Source organism: Rothia aeria, from assembly GCF_016726365.1.
GTDB lineage: Bacteria > Actinomycetota > Actinomycetes > Actinomycetales > Micrococcaceae > Rothia > Rothia aeria.
In genome coordinates this window covers 1,081,859-1,101,400 of the sequence record NZ_CP068102.1, presented here as the reverse complement: position 1 = coordinate 1,101,400, position 19,542 = coordinate 1,081,859, and the positions used below count along the sequence as shown (strand labels likewise).

Annotated in this window: 14 protein-coding genes and 1 tRNA gene; 10 read left to right on the top strand and 5 right to left on the bottom strand. The window is 57.9% G+C overall.

Translation table 11 applies throughout. The features are described 5' to 3' along the window. Positions 1 to 26: 26 nt before the first annotated feature. A complete protein-coding gene (locus tag I6I94_RS04560; RefSeq protein ID WP_128087443.1) occupies positions 27 to 830 on the bottom strand; it encodes a FadR/GntR family transcriptional regulator in 804 nt (267 codons plus the stop codon). A 261-nt stretch (positions 831 to 1,091) separates the two neighbouring features. Continuing rightward, on the bottom strand, positions 1,092 to 2,765 hold the full coding sequence (locus I6I94_RS04555) for an L-lactate permease (protein WP_128087444.1): 1,674 nt from the start codon (positions 2,763 to 2,765) through the stop codon (positions 1,092 to 1,094). A 706-nt stretch (positions 2,766 to 3,471) separates the two neighbouring features. On the opposite strand from I6I94_RS04555, the gene I6I94_RS04550 reads away from it, so the two are divergent. The 4 genes from I6I94_RS04550 (at position 3,472) to I6I94_RS04535 (ending at position 9,147) form a co-directional block, all read left to right on the top strand. Next, a complete protein-coding gene (locus I6I94_RS04550) occupies positions 3,472 to 4,263 on the top strand; it encodes a (Fe-S)-binding protein (RefSeq protein ID WP_006888621.1) in 792 nt (263 codons plus the stop codon). An 11-nt stretch (positions 4,264 to 4,274) separates the two neighbouring features. Beyond that, on the top strand, positions 4,275 to 5,921 hold the full coding sequence (locus I6I94_RS04545; RefSeq protein WP_201620938.1) for a LutB/LldF family L-lactate oxidation iron-sulfur protein: 1,647 nt from the start codon (positions 4,275 to 4,277) through the stop codon (positions 5,919 to 5,921). Then, complete coding sequence (locus I6I94_RS04540; protein WP_037235913.1) at positions 5,922 to 6,566, top strand: LutC/YkgG family protein; 645 nt, start codon at positions 5,922 to 5,924, stop codon at positions 6,564 to 6,566. A 361-nt stretch (positions 6,567 to 6,927) separates the two neighbouring features. Beyond that, a complete protein-coding gene (locus I6I94_RS04535) occupies positions 6,928 to 9,147 on the top strand; it encodes a TerD family protein (RefSeq protein WP_201620937.1) in 2,220 nt (739 codons plus the stop codon). Between the two features lie 204 nt (positions 9,148 to 9,351). On the opposite strand, the gene I6I94_RS04530 is transcribed toward I6I94_RS04535, so the two are convergent. Continuing rightward, complete coding sequence (locus tag I6I94_RS04530; RefSeq protein WP_006888523.1) at positions 9,352 to 10,911, bottom strand: molybdopterin-dependent oxidoreductase; 1,560 nt, start codon at positions 10,909 to 10,911, stop codon at positions 9,352 to 9,354. Between the two features lie 770 nt (positions 10,912 to 11,681). On the opposite strand from I6I94_RS04530, the gene I6I94_RS04525 reads away from it, so the two are divergent. Then, positions 11,682 to 14,066, top strand: a complete 2,385-nt coding sequence (locus I6I94_RS04525) for a DUF6493 family protein (RefSeq protein ID WP_201620936.1) — start codon at positions 11,682 to 11,684, stop codon at positions 14,064 to 14,066. 40 nt (positions 14,067 to 14,106) lie between these two features. Here I6I94_RS04525 and I6I94_RS04520 read toward each other — a convergent pair whose 3' ends face one another. Beyond that, positions 14,107 to 15,612: a cation:proton antiporter gene (locus tag I6I94_RS04520; protein ID WP_006888372.1), complete on the bottom strand. Its 1,506-nt coding sequence runs from the start codon at positions 15,610 to 15,612 to the stop codon at positions 14,107 to 14,109. A 262-nt stretch (positions 15,613 to 15,874) separates the two neighbouring features. On the opposite strand from I6I94_RS04520, the gene I6I94_RS04515 reads away from it, so the two are divergent. The 5 genes from I6I94_RS04515 (at position 15,875) to I6I94_RS04495 (ending at position 19,305) form a co-directional block, all read left to right on the top strand. Further along, positions 15,875 to 16,954 carry a hypothetical protein gene (locus I6I94_RS04515; protein ID WP_128087446.1) on the top strand — a complete coding sequence of 360 codons (1,080 nt, stop codon included), beginning with the start codon at positions 15,875 to 15,877 and terminating at the stop codon, positions 16,952 to 16,954. 501 nt (positions 16,955 to 17,455) lie between these two features. After that, the gene (locus tag I6I94_RS04510; protein WP_126926684.1) at positions 17,456 to 17,725 is read left to right on the top strand and encodes an integrase core domain-containing protein; all 270 of its coding nucleotides are present in this window, start codon (positions 17,456 to 17,458) and stop codon (positions 17,723 to 17,725) included. Positions 17,726 to 17,809: 84 nt separating this feature from the next. Then, positions 17,810 to 18,082 (top strand): hypothetical protein, encoded by a 273-nt coding sequence (locus tag I6I94_RS04505; RefSeq protein WP_408015303.1) that lies wholly within the window; start codon positions 17,810 to 17,812, stop codon positions 18,080 to 18,082. Beyond that, positions 18,082 to 18,627, top strand: coding sequence for a hypothetical protein (locus tag I6I94_RS11435; protein ID WP_236588944.1), 546 nt, complete (start codon positions 18,082 to 18,084; stop codon positions 18,625 to 18,627). Before I6I94_RS04505 ends, I6I94_RS11435 begins: the two co-directional genes overlap by 1 nt. Before the next feature lie 222 nt (positions 18,628 to 18,849). Next, on the top strand, positions 18,850 to 19,305 hold the full coding sequence (locus I6I94_RS04495) for an NTP pyrophosphohydrolase (RefSeq protein WP_236588943.1): 456 nt from the start codon (positions 18,850 to 18,852) through the stop codon (positions 19,303 to 19,305). Positions 19,306 to 19,388: 83 nt separating this feature from the next. On the opposite strand, the gene I6I94_RS04490 is transcribed toward I6I94_RS04495, so the two are convergent. Then, positions 19,389 to 19,465: transfer RNA gene (locus I6I94_RS04490), tRNA-Pro, on the bottom strand. Positions 19,466 to 19,542 lie beyond the last annotated feature (77 nt).

The following is a 19,542-nucleotide window of genomic DNA, read 5'->3' as shown; positions in this document are numbered from 1 at the left end:
CTGAACTTTCGCGCGGATTCTGAGGTTTACCCCCTAAGATTGGTGTGTAACACCTGCGATGCCGGGTGAGAACCCGTCCACTCTTGCTGCTCGCGGGCCCTGTCGGAGAGCGAATAGAACCATTTAATGTGCTCACATACGCGCTCATAGGCGGACTCTTCATCACGAGTGGAAATCGCCTCATAGATTCCCCGGTGCTGATCTTGCAGAGTCTGCTTAACCGTAGCCCAGTCCCGCAGCAGCGGAACCGCCTCCTGCACGTAACTGATAGTGGCCATATGCAAAGAATCAATGACCGTATCGAGCACAATATTGCCGCTCAAGCGGGATAGCTCGTAGTGAAAACGTGTGTCGCAGAAATGGAACCGCTCATTGGAAATATCTGGCGAATCCATCTCCGCCAGGTGCTCGCGGGCGTTCTCTAAGGCGAGGTCACGCTCAGCAGAATCCGGGGCGTTCGCGGCGGCACGTGCAGCAGGCCCCTCCAGCAGTAAACGCGTGGAAACCACGTCTTTAACGGGCAGGTTGCGGGTGGCAATGTGCATGCGAAGCGCCCAACTGAGCGCATCTGAGGGCTCAGAAATAACGATAGCGCCGGATTTTGGGCCCGAACCGGTGCTGGAACGAATCAGCCCCAAAGCCCCCAAAATACGCAGGGCCTCACGCACCGATGGGCGTGAAATACCGTACTGTTCGGCTAGGGTGCGTTCGGATGGTAACCTATCGCCCACACGCAGCTCCCCCAGACGCAGCCTGCGTTCAAAGTTTTCGAGCAGGATGCTGTAACTACGCTCTTGCATGATCGTCCCTGAGCCTGTTGTGCGCGTCATGAGTATGTCCCATTTCGTGTGAAATCTGAAAGTGACTTTTAGCTTGTGCAACTCTCCAGGGTGCAAAACCCTGTGGGTGGGTGCCTGAGGGCGTGTACGCCGCCTGGGTGGGTTCGTCACAGAACCACGCCCAATGTTGTGCTCTGCAAGCCTACAGTATTTTTATGATGCCCGCACTGCCTTCCGGTAGTGCAGCGGCGGGGCGGCGCACCCTGTGGCGCCCCGCCCCGCCAGCTCTCGCTCGTTACGGAACCCTAAGGGCTAGGGAACGAGGAACGAGAGGATATTGGTCTGCAGGAAGACCAGCAGGCAGACGACCACGAGCATCGCAAACGACCAGGGAACCACGGCCTTGAGGATGTCGGATTCCTTGCCCTCCATATCCACAGAGGTGGCTGCAATAGCCAGTGACTGCGGCGAGATCATCTTGCCGACCACACCACCGGTGGTGTTTGCTGCAAGCATCAGCTCGGGGGTAGCACCGCTCACACCAGCATGCTGCAGATTCTCGGCAGCAGATACCTGTAGCTTGGAGAAGAGCGCGTTTGCGCTGGTATCCGAGCCGGTCACCGCAGTGCCGATCCAGCCCAGCACCGGTGCCAGTACTGCGTAGATGGTACCCAAGCCCGCCAAGAAAGTACCCATTGCGACGGTCTGACCCGAGAAGTTCATGACGTATGCCAGTGCCAGCACCGAGGCAATGGTCAGAATCGTCCAGCGCATACGGTAGATGACCGAACCGAACTCGGCGAAAACGGCTGGGAACTTGAAACCATACCGCCCCTTCTCGTTGAAGAAGAAGTAAACAACCGCAACGATCAGGCCCGAGATAATCAGCAGAGTACCGGGGTTTGAAAGCCAGGTGAAGGTGTAAGGGGCGTCCTTGACGGGTGTGCCGTCCTTGGTGACCAGACGGGAGCTGAGCGCGGGGATATTGATTTTAATAGCCACGGTCTTCAGCCATGCCTTCAAACCGGCATTGAGGTTCACGATGCCGAAGATAGCGACCACAATCAGGTAGGGCAGCAGAGCCATCCACACGCGCACTGCGGGCAGTGCCTCTTTCTCCTCAGACTGTGAAGGCAGGCCGTAGCGTTCACGCACGCCCTCAACACCGCGCGGCTTCCAGAAGCGCAGGAAGAGCACCGCAGCACCCATCGAAACGATACATGCCACCACGTCGGTGAGGTTGTAGGCGGGAGTTGCGGCGGTAATCCACTGCGCAACAGCGAAGGAAATACCGATAACGAAAGCCGGGAGCCACGCATCCTTAACACCCTTCATACCGTCAAGGATGAACAGCAGAATGACGGGGACGAACATCGCCAGGAACGGTGCCTGGTGACCGACGATAGTTGCAATAACGTGTGGGTCTTTGCCGCCAACATCGCCTGCAGTCACAATCGGGACGGCGACGGCGCCGAACGCCACGGGCGCGGTATTAGCAAGAAGCACGGTAATAGCGGCCTTGAGCGGCTTCACACCGAGAGCAAGAATCATGGTCGCGGTAATTGCCACGGGGGCACCGAAGCCAGCCAGAGCCTCAAGCAGGCCACCGAAGCAGAACGCAATGAGGATTGCCTGGATGCGCAAATCACCGCCGCCGAGACGGTCAAAGGTGCGGCGCAGATCTTCAAAACGCCCTGAGAGCACGGTGATCTGGTAGAACCAAATAGCCCCCAGAATCACCCAGCAGATCACCAAACCGTAGATAGCTCCACGCAGGGCGCTAAGACCGGCCAGATCGAACGGCATCGTGAAGCCGAAGGAGGCAACAAGAATGGATGCTGCTAGCGCGACAAGGGCCGACCAATGGGCGCGAGCTTTGACGACCAGAAGCATAATGAAGAACGTAAGCAGCGGTATGGTCGCCACAAGCGCGCTCAGTGCGAGGCTTCCTCCCACGGCATCGGTGACGGCAGTGAACTTATCCACTGGTAACTCCTTTGGTACAGGAATAGATGTGTGGTCAGACCATTACCCGGTAAGGTAGCCCGCTGCTGTTCTATAGACCGCAGGGGTATGTGGTCAGACCAATAAAGTGCTAGTTTGAAGGTTACATGATGCTGCTCACGTGGGGCAAGTAGGGTGGGGTGGTTGCAGGGTGTAAATGCTGGTAAAACTGCGCTATGAGAAGCATATGGAAAATATTTCACGATTCGGCACGCGGCTTAATGTGATTGCAAGGGGCGGGGGAAATACCCTCGTTAGTCTGGGGAGTGCCTGTTTCAAGACGCTGGCAGTCAGGAAGAAGCGGTAGGGGTTTAGGCCCCGCTGGTGCGTTTGGGGGAGAAAATCTTAAGTCCCACCCTCAGAGGTAGGGGTGGCATGACCTTAAAAAGGGTGTGGCAACCCTAAAAATAAGGTAAACCTTAAAAATAATTTGGTGAAAAAAATGTGCGGTATTTAAATTAAAGAAATGCCCGACCGATAGTGTTAAATGTACTGTAAGAAAGAAAAGTTTAACACCTAAATTTTTCCGCCCCGCCTGCCTCTGTGACCCGGCATATCAAGGAACGCTAACACCTAGCAGCTATGCTGCCGCGCTGGTGCGAAACCGCCGCTGCAACAGCAGGCGTCTTCCCACTTAAAGAGGCGGCGAGAAAAATTTAATTAACCAGGAAAGGAGCGGACAATAAACATGCGCATCGCACTTTTCTCAACATGCATTGTAGACGGCATGTATCCGCGCGTGGCACGTGCGACCGTTGAAATCCTTGAACGTCTGGGGCACGAGGTGGTATACCCTCCCGGGCAGACCTGCTGCTCCCAGATGCACGTGAACTCCGGCTACTTCGACGACGCCTACCCCATTGTCAAGAACCATGTTGATGCATTCTCCGCCTGGGACTGGGACGTAGCTGTGGCGCCGTCTGGCTCCTGTGTGGCTTCTCTGGGGCACCAGCAGCCCATGATCGCTCGCCGCAAAGGTGATGAGGCGCTTGCTGTCAAAGCCGAGCAAATTGCAGCCCGCACCTTTGAACTGTCCCAGCTGCTGATTGACGTTCTGGGCATTACCAACGCCGCCGAGCAGCTTGGTTCTTACTTCCCCGAGCACGTGACCTACCACAGCTCATGCCACGGTATGCGCCTGCTGCACCTGGGAACCCGTCAGCAGGATCTGGTGCGCACCGTTGAAGGCATTAAGTACACCGAAATTGAGGACCTCGACCAGTGCTGCGGCTTCGGCGGAACCTTTTCGTTCAAGAACGCCGATGTTTCCGGTGCGATGGTTGAAGACAAAGCAACCAACGTTGAGAAGACCGGCGCATCCGTATGCACCGGCGGCGACTGCTCCTGCCTGATGAATATTGGCGGCGCTCTCTCCCGTAAAGGCTCACCCGTAAAAACCATTCACTTTGCCGAAATCCTCGCCTCCACTAAAGCGAATCCGCTGAAGATTGACGGCAACGTAGAACTCGCCTTCGCATAGAAAGTAGGTTGATGATGACTTCCACCGCAATCCCCCTGGGTATGCCGAAGGTCGTGCACTACGGCGAAGGCAATATCTTTGAGAACGAACCGTTCCCCGAATACGCCAAGCGTGAGCTGAAGAATGACCAGCTGCGTAATAACCTGCGTTTCGTGACCCACGCTATTCGCAATAAGCGTGCCCGCGTCACCAGTGAGCTGCCCGACTGGCAGGAGCTGCGCACCACCGGCGAAATGGTGAAGAACTATGTGCTCTTCAACCTGCCCCAAATGCTGGAACAGTTCGAACGTAACTTTACCGCGCGCGGCGGCCATGTGCACTGGGCGCGCGATGCTCACGAGGCAAACCAGATCGCCCTTGAGCTGATTCGCGAACAGGGTGTGGACGAGATTATTAAGATCAAGTCCATGGCAACTGCCGAGACCGGTCTGAACGAGTTCTTGGAAGAGAACGGCATTAACGCCATTGAGACCGACCTTGCGGAAGAAATTGTGCAGCTCGGCGAAGATCGCCCCTCGCACATCCTGGTTCCGGCAATTCACCGTAACCGCCGTGAAATCCGCGATATCTTCCTCAAGAAGATTGAAGGCATTAACCCGGATATTACCGATGAACCCGCCGAGCTTGCGGAGGCATCGCGTAACCGTCTGCGCGAGAAATTCCTCTCGACTAAGGTCGCCGTTTCGGGTGTGAACTTCGGTATCGCTGACACCGGCACCATGACCATCGTAGAATCCGAAGGCAACGGCCGTATGTGTCTGACCCTGCCCGATACCCTCATCTCGTTCATGGGTATTGAGAAGCTGCTGCCCACCTTCCAGGACTACGAGGCATTCCTGCAGCTTCTGCCGCGTTCCTCCACCGGTGAGCGCATGAACCCCTACACCTCCATGTGGACGGGTGTAACCCCCGGTGACGGCCCGCAGAACCTGCACGTAATCCTCATCGATAACGGCCGTACCGCCGTGCTGGCCGATGAACTGGGACGCCAGGCGCTGCGCTGCATCCGCTGCTCCGCCTGCATGAACGTGTGCCCCGTGTACGAACGCGCCGGTGGTCACGCCTACGGCTCCACCTACCCCGGCCCGATCGGTGCGATTCTTTCGCCCCAGCTTTCCGGTATTGAGGCGGCGCACAATAACTCGCTGCCGTACGCATCTTCGCTGTGCGGTGCCTGCTACGAAGTGTGCCCCGTGAAGATTAACTTCCCCGAGGTGCTAGTGCACCTGCGCGGCAAAGACGTGGACGCCAAACACGCTGCGGGCGAATTCGCGGGCCGGAAGAAGCACGCACCCACCCAGATGGATGCCATGATGTACGGCGCTAAGAAGCTGTTCTCCTCGGGTAAGATGATGGCAGTCGCCGAGCGCGGCTTGCCCATGTCACGCCTGATTACCGGCAAGAAGCACAAGATCTCTAAACTGCCCGGTATTGTGGGCGGTTGGACCGAATACCGCGACATCCCCGAACCGCCCAAGGAATCGTTCCGCAACTGGTGGCGTAAAGAAAAGTCAGGCGCACCCGCCCGCGACAGCGCCCAGCGCGTGGATATTGCAGCCCTCATTGAAGCGAATAAGGGCAAGGCCGCTGAGGCTGCCGCTAACGCCAAGGCCGCGATGGACGCTCAGGCAGCGCATGACCCCAAGGAGAGTGCATAAATGTCATCAGCTAAAGAAGACATCCTCGCCCGCATCCGTACTTCCCTCGCGGATGCGCCCGTGGCGCCGGAACCCCAGCGTAACTACCGCCGGGTGAGCCACCTGAACCAGGAGCAGACCATTGAGATGCTCGTGGACCGCCTCATTGATTACAAGGCGAACGTGTTCGAAGCGACCGAAGCGAATATTGCGGATGTGATTGCTGAGCGGCTGGGGGAGACCTCGCACTATGTGGTTCCCGTGGGCCTGAACCGGCAGTGGCTGCCGGAAGACACCCCCACCCGCACCTGTTTCACCGACTCCGGCAGCACCCTGGAGCCGGGTGCCCTGACGGTGCACCAGCTGGATGCTGTGGATGCGGTGGTCACCTCCTCAACCGTTTCTTGCGCTGAGACCGGAACGATCTTCTTGAACTCCAACCAGGACGAGGGGCGGCGCGCAATCTCGCTGGTACCGGACCACCATATTTGTGTGGTGCCCCGTTCTACCGTGGTTGAGCTGGTGCCTGAGGCGATTGATCGCATCACCTATGAGCGCCCGGTGACCATGATTTCCGGCCCTTCGGCAACCAGTGATATTGAACTGATCCGCGTGGAAGGTGTGCACGGCCCGCGTACCCTGGACGTGATTATTCTCGACCAGTAAGCCCACAAGGGACACTCAGTAAAGTGCTTGTCATCCCCCTGCACCGTTCGGGTGCAGGGGGATGACTCGTACGCATATTTATACTATGCGAATGGTTATCGGCAGACCGTGTTCGCGCTGTGCATGGATAGCTAAAGTGAGTGGGAGAGACCTCGAAACAACAGCATAAAAATAAACTGTTATGAGTACAGAAGTGTCTCGAAAACCGCTACATTGACAGAAGAGTACCAACAAGAATATCCTGTTATGTTCCACAAAAACGTGGAACGTGCACCCCCGTACACCCGTAATCCGGTATGGGCGCGGGGGAAGCGCCAGCCACCTCCAGCAAGGACTGGGGTCCAGTAGAAAGACAGCACCAATGGCACAGTTGCAGCAGGTCATCCTCCGCCGTACCGGCATTTACCCTCTTAATAGCGTCCTCGCGTCCGACCCTGTTCCGCAACATGAGCTGCATCAGCGTGTGCGTGTGCTCGCCGAGCTGGGGATGGTCCTCTCCACCGAAAGCCAGAAAACCCTCATGCGCATGAGTGAGCATGAGTTGGCCGATCTTATTGCAGATTGGAAACACCTGCACGGCGGTGACCGGGGTGGGTGCGCCTTCCGTAAAGACTTCGATATTATCGAGCCCACCCTCACTGATACACAGAGGTACACGGAGCAGATGCTTCACTACGTTACCCGGTTTATGGGCCGCAGAGAAATGGCGAAACACTTGTGCCTGTACACCGTTGCCTGCCCCTGCTGCGACGCGATCTGGTGGTTTGCCAATAACCAACCCTACGGTGATATTCCCGATGCGCAGGTCATTACCGATTTCCGCCCATACGACTGGCAGCTGGCGTGCGAGCGTGGGGAACTGTCCCACAGTGAACGGGATCAGCGTGAGGTGGTGCTGCTGCGCGGTGAAGGGCGCATCGTGCCGCTAATATGCTCGCTCTTCACCGAAATTGCAACCCAGAACCAGGTGTACAGCGAATTTGACCGGGCCGATCTGCTTACCCTCGCTACCCACCTGGTGTTTTATGATGCACTGCCCACCCTAGAGGGACCGTTTGCATTCCGTGAGAACCTGGCGTTTCTGGCGGCCGCAATATCCACCGATTACGCCCACCAAGCGCGCACCCTCAATGAGGTGCTGCGCATTGCGGTGGCTCTTAGCAACATTAACCTGCTGGGGACTGAAGGAGATCTGGGCCTGAGCGAACCCAGCCGGTTTAAGCTACGCCGCCATCAGCGCACGTTCATAGCCCGGCTCATTAATACCCTCTGCGAGCGCGACTATGAGGCCGCCTGCTACGACACCGCCACGCACGCGGAGCGTTTTAAACGGCTGGCGCGCACTATCCACCCCGGGGAATACCCCTCCCTCGTGTACCTGAATGTGTGGGCTGATGCCCTCTACAACGGTGAAATGCGCAGTTATGAGTCTGAGGTGGATGCCGCCTACCGCAGCTGTGACGTGGATGAGGTAACGCGGGTGCTGTCCCGCCGCCCCGGGGTGTTTGCGCGTCAGCTCAACCGGGCCTTGCGGTACTTCAGCGGCGATCAGCAGCAGGTGGCTGACGCGTTCTGCCAGGTGGCGCCGCGTGTGGCTGCGCCTCTTCTGGTGCAGATGCACAATATGTACACGAATATAGCTGCTGGTTCGGGGCAGCACCGCCTCGTGATTGATAAGGCAGGGGTGGGGTCGGTGGTCCCCGCTGGCTCGTACACCCAAAGGCAGCTTGAGTTGGGTCTGCACGCCGTGAAGAGCGGTTTGTCGGGGCGGCTGAGTGGGGTTCGTGTGCATGTTCCCCACGATGTGGGTTCCTTAGCCATGCCTCTGGGTAACCGTAACGCCAGCGAGTCTCTGCTGGGGCTGAGCCGCTACAACCGTGTGCGGCTTGACCCCCAGGCGATGCAGGCGAAAAGTCCCGCTAAGAACAGTGTGATTCGGTTGTTCACCTACTGGAACTCACCCGCCGATGTTGACCTTTCGGTGCTGCTGTACGACGCGAAAGGTGCGCTGCTAGACCGCGTGTGGTATGGCAGTCAGCGGGCTAAAAAGTACTGCTACCATTCGGGGGACGTGACAAACGGAACCGGCGGCGCGTGGGAGTTTATTGACCTGAAAATTGCGCAGGCCCGTGAGGACCGGGTGCGGTACGCGGTGCCCACCGTGCAGCTTTACGCAGGGCACAGCGGGGAGAACACTCTTGCGGATGTGAACGACCTGTTCGCCGGGTTCATGCTTTTACCGCGTGTTGGCGTGGGTAAGAATGTGCATGAGGTGAGTCAGGTGCGCACCAAGTTCACGCTCACGTCGCGGGCGCGCGGTTCGCTGCCGCTGATTTTGGATCTGAAAGAGCGCACCATGACGATTACGGACGTGGGTATTCGTTCCGGGGCGAATGTTATAGAGTCTGGCCCCGTCGTGAAGGCCATGTTCGAGCTGTTCGCCCACTATGCACCGTTTACGGTGGCTGACTACCTGAACCTGACCGGTGCCACCGTGGTGGGGGAAGATGAGGAAGCCGATATTGTGCTTCAGCCGACGGTTGCCTCGCTCAGCCAGCTCTACCGGTATAAAGGGCTGTAACACAATAGCCCATGGGTCATACCGGGACTTCCCTGTATGGAGCGAAAGCTGCACATAGTGAGCGAGTTTCGGGGGTATTGAGTACACACAAGATCTGCTGATGACCGCGTGAAAGCGCCCCGTGTGCCGGTACTGTGACCGGCGCACGGGGCGCATTATTTTCACCCAGTTGGGTGCCTGCCATGGAACAAGCAGCAGGTAATATTAGGCGCGTGCGTCGAAGTGCTGCAGGCCGGAGTCTTCACGGCTACCGCCCTGGCCGTCGCCAACGTCGCGGTAATCGCTGATCCATTCGACCTTCTGCACCCACTTGACCATCTTGTAGCCGTGCATGGAATCTGCACGCAGGCGCAGGGGGCCGCCGTACACATCCGGCAGGGGCTTATCGTTCATGCCCCACGCCAGGATGGTTTCGTCCTCCATTGCCATGGAAATGTCCAAGCACTCGTAGTAGGGCTCGGTCGGGCGGCCATCGTAGGTGTGGCCCACGTGCCCGTAGGAGGTGACCATCACGTACCGGGCGTTCTCGTCTTTCTCCACGAGGGCAAGTACGTCGCGTAGGCGCACACCTTCCCACTTGGCGATGCCCGTCCACCCCTGCATGCAGGTGTGCATCGTAATGTTCACTTCTTTGCCGAGAGCCTTCAAGTCGTCGATACTCAGCGACTTCGGCTCCTTCACCAGCCCGCCTAGCTCTAGGCGGTAGTCCACGAATTCGTTCTCGCGCAGGCGGTTCCATTCGGTGCTTTCACGCTCTGTTGGCGGGCGGGTGTTCACCCAGTGGAACGGCGAAATATCGGCATCCGTGAAGGTCTTCTTCTTTACCTGCCGGGAGGTGATGCGGTCAAGGAATACGTTACGGACCGGCTGGGTCAGGCCCCAAATGAAGGTCTGGGTGAACCGCAGATCACGCAGCGACCAGTACGAGGCGCCTAGCCACAGGGCCACGGCTGCGACCACGCCAACGATCAGCATGGTGACTGCCTGGGCGAATTGGGCGGCGTCAATCTCGTTGTAGCTCTTATTCAGCATCATGTGCGCAATGTTGTATTGCGGGTGCACGATGAACACCAGTGCTACGTGCATGACTGTAAAGACGCAGTAGAACGCCATGCCCAAGAAGTGGATGGAGCGGGCGGTCTGGCGGTTGCGGAACAGCCTGACGTAGCCGGGGAAGCGGCCGCAGAACGCGGGGCTCATAATGGGCCCGGTGGCGATCATCAGCGGCGCCACAATGAACACCACGGTGAAGTACATGAGCTTCTGAAGGGCATCGTACGGCTGGAAGTGCTCAATGGAGGGCACTTGGAAGCCCGCGTAGATTGTGAGCGAGTGCCATGCCTCGGGGAAAATCTCCCAAGAGGTGGGTACGATACGCCGCCACTGCCCGGTTGCGAACAGCAGGGTCACATAGATCAGGCCGTTCACCACCCAAATAACCGTGGCTAGGGCGTGCCATGCGCGTCCCAAACCGATCTGAGCCTTACCGGGTAGCGAAATAAGAGGGGAGAGGCTTCGTTGATCGTCGCGAGCGGTGTATTCGCCGGGGACGGTCGAAACCTTGTCTTTTGTAAAACGGAGCCATTCGGAGCCCGGGGTGCAGTGATTATTCCAGTAAAAGCGCGGGTGGGAGGCGATAACTTCCCAGCCTGAGCGGATGAGGAACCCCATCATCAGAAAGTTAATGAAGTGCGTGATGCGCAGCCAGGCGGGAAAGTCCAGCTCAACACCACTCGAACTCACCATTAAAAGAGTGGTATGCATTTTTCTTCCTTCGATAAATGTACGTGTGTGCAGTGGTGTACAGGTGCGAGCGAGGGAACGGGACGGGGCTTGGTGTGCCCCGGAAATCTGTTTGTGTACCGCCTCCTTTCAGCCGGTGTTCTGCCTTGAACTTTATGTGGCCTGGGGAGGGTTCCTGCGCGGGGTGCGCGATGTTTAGGCGCACCCCCGAACTGGTTATGGTGCAGGTCACAAAACCCGTATCGAATAATAGTACGATGCGGTTTTTATTCCCCATGTGCCCTTACATCCATATACTAACTGACAGGTTGTCAGTTACGGAAGATAAGCGTCGTAACACGCCGTAAAATTTGCTTTTAAGACGCGAATTTTTAGAATTTTTATAGGGTTATAGAGACATTAAGGCAGATTTATTAAGGATATCCTTATTGTGTGAGATAAGGTATTTTTATATTTACTTCATAAACTATTGCAAGTGTAAGTTTTTAATATTCCTGTGGTTTCTTGTGGACTTGAAACTTTATTCAGAAAATATAAAGATATGCTTTATTCTATAGCAGTAAAAATGTATATATTATTATATTTCTTGCCCATAACCCACAGTCAGAGAAGACACCCGCACGCCCTAAGCCACAGGATATACGCCGCCTACAGCCCCGGGCAGGAGGAGCCTGCGTCAAGCCACACAAAACACCACAGGTTCGGCAGCAGTGACCGCCCCCGGCGTATCCAGGCGAGCTGAACCCTATAATGAACGAGACACCGCCCCGCCCACCCTCTAGGAACAATAAATGAGCAGCGAAAAAGACCTCCGAGCTTCTTTCAAAACCTTCATACAGGACCTGCCCCAGCTTGTTGCAGAAAAAGGCCTTGAACAGGTATACGACCTCTACAAAGCCAACGGTTATGACAGCTTAACCATAGGGGACAGCCCCCAAAGCCAAGTGGACCTTCTGGCAGGGGCCATGATCCACTGGCACAATAACGGGTTCTTCCGGCTGGCCGAGCTCTACGACGGGGTGCAGCTGGAACACAACGACGACTACTTCCTGGCGCTCATGAACCTTAACACCCCACTGCGGCAGGCACTGCTACGCCACGACCAGCAACTACGCGACGAACTGCTGTGGCAGCTGCTCACCGTAGAAGGCACCCCCGAGAACTCGCTCACGAATATAGATAAGTTCATGCCAGGAACCACCTGGCAGGAAGATTTGCTCACCGCCACCCACGAAGGGCTGATCCCCAAAGAACGCCTTCTAGATGCCTGCCTTGACGCATTAGCGCGGGACTTCGCCGCCTACCGTGCCGGATGGTTCTCCCGCATGTACACTGCCCTGACCCCCACCGCCGCAGAATCAGCCCAGCGGCAGGGTGCGCTCGTGAACCTGCTCGGCTCATCTGTGGGAGCGACCGTCACCCTGGCGGTCAAACAGCTCTTAGCGGTGCACCGGGCAGGGCTTCTTGACACGGATCGATTCATCCACGGATGCGCCCCGGCGCTTTTAACAACCAAAGCGAACGCATTAGCGGTACTAAAAATCCTGGAATCCGCATGCGCCACAGGCGGGGACGGGCCGGTCACCGAACTGGCCCTTACCGCGCTGGGACACACCCACCCGCAGGTGCAGGTGGCCGCCGCACAACTACTGGTACGGTGCAACGCAGCCGAAACACTGCACCAGCACGCGCAGAGCCTCAGCCCGGTGGCCCGGCAGGAGCTGGAAGAGGCCGGGCTGCTGACAAACACAGAAGAAGAAACCGCGCAGCATACGGCGGGTCTCGAAGAATCCTATCCGGTGCCTGCCTCACCCGCGCAGCCAGTAACCCCATTCAGCCAGCAAGACGCCTACGCGCGCACCCTGCACGCCATGCAAGAGGCTGTGCAGGGGCTGGAGAGCGAGCTGCTGTTCCACTGGCTCATGAGTGAAAACCGCGACACCTCAGTGCTGAAACCCCTCACCCGGCAGGCGGAAGAGAGGATACGCGAGCACCGTGCAGGGCATCAGATCGCATACCTCATCCTCAGCGCCCTAGAGCCGGAAAACTCAGCTGTACAAGAATATGAGCAGCACCTAGCGCATGAAAAAACACCCGTGAACCAGCGCATCCGGGAAATCGGTGAGCGCCTTCGCCAAAAACGCCCATACGCCCTGCTGGCCACCCCCACAGACACCCACGGGTGGGTAGACCCCACAATATTTATGCAGCGGCTAACCCACAATATTTCTACCGGCGCAGACATCCTGGAACAGGATTTTACGCAGGCAATGCTGCGCCTGAACCAGGGCGATCAGGCGACGCACCAGACGCTCATAAACGCCCTGGAAGAAATCAAGCGCACCGCCGATGCTGCGGGCCGATACGCACCATACTTTGCCCGTGCCCGTACCACACTCAAAGACGCGGGGAAGCCTCCTCACATTCTTGAGAACATCAAGGTGAGCTGGAGCTACCGTGAAAGCGACACGAAACGCCCCAGCGGCAAACCCGAAGTCGTGTGGTGGAGCCCCACCGTACACCTGCCCAAAGTACGCGAAGAGCACACACCGGAAGAAAAATATCTGCTCACCCTGCACTACGCAGTCATGAGCTGCGAACAGCTGGCCCTCACCTGCCCCTCCTCCACGGCACCCGTGGCAGTCGGCCTGCTAGAACAGTGGGTCTTCTTCGACGAAGAAGACCACTATATGCACAATATGGCGCGCCTTCTGAGGAGCCACCCGGGCACATGGGACTCTTTGAGTGCGCAGGCGCTTGCGGTACTGGCCAACTCAAAACACCAGGTAGACCGTGCCGGAGCCGCAGAGCTGCTGGCGGACACCCTCGGCGACCGGCTCTCCTATCAAGACGCCATTGCGGGGTTCGCGCAGGCGGCCCCGGCGCTAATGTTCACCCGGTGGGCGCATACCTTCGAGGACATGGCGGCGCTAACCCCGCGCATCACCCTGCGGTTTTTAGACGGGCTGCTGCCGCACTGTGAGCGCACCCAGCACGGGATGGGGAAGCTGCTGGGAGTATACACACAGGAATACTTACGCGTTCACGGCGCGAAGCATAGCGCGAATAAATCCCCGCAGCTAAGCCCCGAGATGATCGCATGGTTAAACGGTTTTAAGGGTTCCTCGCAGGCGGCGAAACACGCGCGCACAATCCTTAAAGCTGCTGACTCATAACCCCCGCCTTGCGGAATGAGGCGCAGCCGCGTGCCGTAGATTAGCCCGCCGACGGTTGTTGTGCGGCACCGGGGGACCCGTCCTTTGGTGCGGTGCTTTTAGCCTCCTGTGCTGGCGGCACCACCGGCAGCATACCTGTTGTCAGACGCACCTGCGCCGTTTTCCGGGCCTTTAATGCTGCGATCTGCTCCTTCTGCGACGGCTGCTGATCAGCCGATGCGCCCTGCCGCCGGAACGCCCTCTTAATGGCCGCCGCCCACAGCGGGAACAGCAGCACCGTAAACGCCCCACCGGCCACCAGCAGGGAAGCGGTCGCATCCTCAAGCAGCCCACTACCGGTAGCAATAGTTGTTACCGCCACAATAATGGGCAGGCCCGCCGCCGAATACAGGGCCAGCTCAATCTTCTCACTGGTAGAACGCAGCTCCGAACCGGTATCCGTGAAACGCTCAGCCACAAACACCGGCAGCCCGCGGGCCAGCAAAATACCCGCCACAACCAGCAGCAGCACCAGCGGGAAACGCGCCACCACCGACGGGTCAATTGCCATGCCGCTCACCACAAAAAAGAGCGGAATCAGAAACGAAAACCCCACCGTCTCAAGGCGGCGCGTCATCAAATGTAACGCCCCCACCGGCGTGAGCGAACGCAAAATAATGCCCGCCGCAAAGGCCCCGAGCACCGCATCCAGCCCAAAAAGCGCCGCGAACATGATGAGGGTGGCCAGCAGAAACATGGCCAGACGCAGGATCGTCTGGCTGGTCGTATTCGCCTCAGCCGCCATAATCTGCCGCAGCCCCGGCACCTTCTCAAACAGGCGGTGCGGAACAATGGCAGTCACCACCGCAACCGCCATAAACCCCAGCAGAATCAGAATCGCCAGCCCCGGTGAATGAGAAGATAACAGCAGCGACATCGCAAAAATAGGGAAAAGCTCGCCAACGGCACCGTGCACCAGCACCGCATTACCCACCCGGGTACCCGCCGCACCATGCGACTTAAGCATAGGCAGCAGCGTACCTAAAGCCGTGGAACTCAGCGCAATACCCACCGCAATATAGGTGTTAAAACCCTTAGTGAAACCGGTAATAAGCGCCGCCCCCAGCACCCCCAGCCCAAAACACACGCACCAGGTGGTGATAGCACTGCGGCCCTGCCGACCGCGCAACGATTTCACATCAATCTCAAACCCGGCAATGAGGAACAGCATCCCCAACCCCAGCTCTTTCAGCAGCGGAATACCGCCGTCACTGCCGGAAGCCAGACCCAGCACATTAGGGCCGATCAGCATCCCAAAAATAAGCAGAAACACAACATCCGGGATGCGTTTGCCAATCAGCCGCGATATAACCGGGGACACCAGCGCCACAAGAGAAACCCAGAAAATAGAAACATACTGGGCGGTACCCTCAACACTGGTGCTTTCGGCGGCGGCACCAGAAGCCACCAGCACCTGCGAAGCACCCGTGACGCCGTGCGCAGCAACACCGGCGGCGAGCGAACCGACCGAGCCAAGCAACCCAGTAACGCCGAACAGCACAGACATGAAACCTCACAAGAAATAGGGCAGGGGGCAATCAGCCAGCCTTAAGTGTGGCACAGCCCCGGCGAGCATGCATATTTACGGGTGCCCCACAGCAGCCTTGCGCATCCGCTGAGACGCGGATATGCCTCAGGATGCTGAGCTAATATATCCTGACTAGTATCTTTAACCTTTAACCCGACGCGCAGCACACACAGCGCACCGGGCTGGGCTGAGGCTCAGCATCTACGTTCTGATTCGACTACGCAGGCACACAGGAGGCAATATGCCCGCAGAAACCACCGCCAAACGCGAGGCTGGTGTAGATTTAGCTCGCGCATTCGCCCTGCTGCTGCTGGTGATGCCCGTGAGCGTAGCACTGAACCTGGTGCCGGAGAACCGGCTGCACTGGCTGGGCAGCGTGCCGCCCGCCGCGAATACGCTACTCGCTGCACTCCTTGGCATTAGCGCATACCTGTACGCCAGGAGGGTGACGTTTCCCCAATTTTTTGCCAGCACCGTGGTGCGCGCCATCGCATTCTTCGTGCTCGGGTGGCTGCTCGCCCAAGGACGCGCCTACCAGCCGATGGCAGCCCACGCCGAATTCCCGATCCTATACGACCTGCTCATCCCGTTCGCCGTGCTGACCCTGCTCACCACACTGTTCGTATACTCGCCGCTGTGGGTGCAGGCTGCGCTGACAGCACTCGCCAGCCCCGCCATTCCCTTCACCTACGAGCAGCTGGTAAACCGGGGCTGGGCCGCCGACGACTGGCTGAGCCGCACCATCCCCGCCCTGTTTAACGAGTACACCGGCACCGTGCTGCACAGCGGATTGAAGATGCTCTGGCAGGTGGGGCTGGGCATACTGCTGTGGCGCGCCTACGAGAAGCTGGGCCCTAAAATTGGGGTGCCCGTCGGCCTGCTGGGGCTGGGTGCGGCAGTGCTGTTCTGGGTGAACCCGAAGGCACAGTCGGGGGTGCTGGCGTGGCCTACAACATTGAGCATTGTGGGGGTGGCCGGGGTGCTGTACGTGTGCGCTGAGGCGGCTCGGGTGCTTGCCGGGCGCGGTGCGATACTTGAGCCGTTCGCACGGGTGGGGCGCATGAGTCTGAGCGCATCCATTGTGATACTTCTGGCGGCAGTGCATGGAGGCACCTACCTGGTGCAGCTAGTCGCCGGTGCTGAATACCGTGCCCCGCTGGAAGGCACATGGCTGACATACCTGTACTGGGTGGGGTTCCTAGCACTGGCCTGGGGTGCGGGTGCGCTTTTCACCTGGCTGTGGCAGAAGCTGCTGAGCAACAGCACGCTCTCACGCGGACCGATTGAATGTGTGCTCGCCCTCATGAGCGGGCGGGGGTAGGGTCCGAACTCGGCGGCTACAGCCCCGACGACCTCAGCCTCGTTCGCACAGACTGACCACACGCGCCCTCGACCCACAAGAGACCGAACGCCTCGATTCATCTGGATGGACGCCCATACAGCGAGGCCACTACGAGCACACCGTTACCCTCCGCCCAGGGCGATGACGAGCGTTGCTGCTGCCAGCAGGAGGCAGGTCGTCAACCTCGCCGAAAATAGGCGGCCCGAGATGTGTCGACGAATGCATAAATATCTCGAACACGGCCCATCTCAACGGCCCAATTTGCTGTAACTTTCAATATTTTTAGCGGTTCAAGGCCAGCGCAGCACAAAAGGGTTATTCACGAGGTGTAGGTGAAGATGTGTCCCGCGACAAATGGATCTGTCCAGATGCCGTAGAACCCATCCCAACACCCTTAGTGCCAAGGCTACGGAAGCCTGGCACCATCGACACCACATATTGTGAACGCTTCACCACACCGATAACCTAAAAGAAAGATAAATGATCGAAGCATCATCCCGAACACACCTTGAGGGACACGAGAAGTTGATGAACGCATTCACACGTGACGATTTTGTGGCGTCGTTCAATGCCACGCTCAAGAATGAGAGGGTCCATCGGATGGTGTACCTCACGAAGGATAAGGCGGTTAGGGATATTGCCTCGTGGATAGAGCTGAGATACAACCATGTCTGCCTTCACTCAGCCCTGGGATATCGCACCCCGAACGAAGTCGAACGCGATTTCCTGGACCTGAAGAAGGCAGCCTGAAGCACAAAACAAGCACCGTCCGAAAAACACCCAGCAGTCCATATTGTGGGTCACCAGTTCGGTGGGCCACCGGAAGAGATCAACATGGTCGCGATGCTGAAAGAGGTCAACCAGAATCCGCGCCACAACACAATGGAATCTTACAAGAAGTTCGAGCAGGAAGTGGCGGACAACCCAGACGGATTCAATAACCTGGTTATTGAATTCCAGTACCCAGACCCCGCTGACCCCACGAAGCTCACCAAAACCGAACGAGTCCCAGAAAAGTTCGAGGTAAAATGGACGACTGCCGCTGGAGAGGCGGACTCGAGGCCATTCGAGAATCTTCCGCCACAGAAACGGGTAGGGGTAAACTGATGTCAATTACGCAGGGTAACCAGGGCAATTCGGTTGTTTTGAAATTTGAGGGTTTGTTGCGTGACTGGTTAGTAGATGAAGGTGGAGTCCGGGTCGATATTGATTATCATGCGACCCACCGGACGGGCCGTGTGAAGGTGTGGCTGATGTGCGGAGAAGAGCGAAAGTCTGTTCATCTCCCTCGTGAGGTGAGTTTCGCGATGCATGATATTCGTGGTTCTCAGGTGGATCAGCATCGGGGTGCGTGGTTGTACTCGCATTTTTGGATGGAGGCTGCTGAGGGGGTGCTGCATCAGGACGCGGACTGGATGCGTGAACCGGTCATTAGTGCGAGTCCGATTGTTGGTGCGGATGCGGTTGTTGAGCTGGAGTACTATCCGCGGGATCCGGAGTGGATTCCGGAGTGGATGACAGCCAAGATAGCGGAGTATCACGAGGAGGAGGCCCGGGAGTGCCAGAAGACCGACACTGAGGCTGCCCAGGCTGAGGGCAATGGCGCTGGTGAGCCGAGTTCGGGTAGGGGCGGCCGCTCTGCTATTGAGTGAGCGGGAGAATTACGTGAGTGAGGCGCGGGAGCCCGATGCCGTAGCGTCCTCGGGTGATTACTACACGATGCTGGAGTCGGCGCCGGAGGTCGATCCCGCCAGCGGGGTTAGCCTGGCGGCGTGACGAATACGCTGGCACACACGGTGTCTCTCCGATAATCTGGTGCCTACCAGCCACCAACAGAGAGAAACCAGCCCGTGAAGTACTTTGCATACATAGTAGTGGGAAGGACTGGATATGACGGATTCGATGTCCCCCAAACTCCGCAGTCTTTCGCCGATGATACCGAGCAGCGCCTTACTGAGCCCGACTTTTTGGAGGGTTATAAACGTTATGCCCTCGTGGTGTGGGCGCTGCCTGAGGGTGTGGATCATGTGGATGATGTTCCACGTGACTCTGTTGCGCTCTCCAACTATATGCAGTGCGGCGGTTCCACGCAGGCGATGACGGTTGAGGTGCGTGTGACCCAGGAAGACGGGTCTTATGAGCATTATGTGGTTGCGCGCAAACCCGTGGCAGACCCGGATGCGTGGACCACTATCACGTATAACAATACGCCCTTACAGGTGCACCCTGAGGAGGTTTTCACCGGCGAGCAGGCGGCACCTGTTTTCCGCGCCTATATTGAGGACGGCGTGATTCCGCCGCGCGAGTTGCTGCGTACACTGGATATTTAGACTTTCGACTCGGCCCAGTGGGGACCCGGGCAGAAGGCACATACAGCAAACCCCCTGAAGATTACTCTCAGGGGGTTTAGGGTTGGTCGGGATGACAGGATTTGAACCTGCGACCTCGTCGTCCCGAACGACGCGCGCTACCAAGCTGCGCCACATCCCGGGGTTACTTCTCGGTACAGCACCGTAAGCAACTCAATAAGGATAGCCCATACCCTCGTCAAGCGCAAACAAAACAGC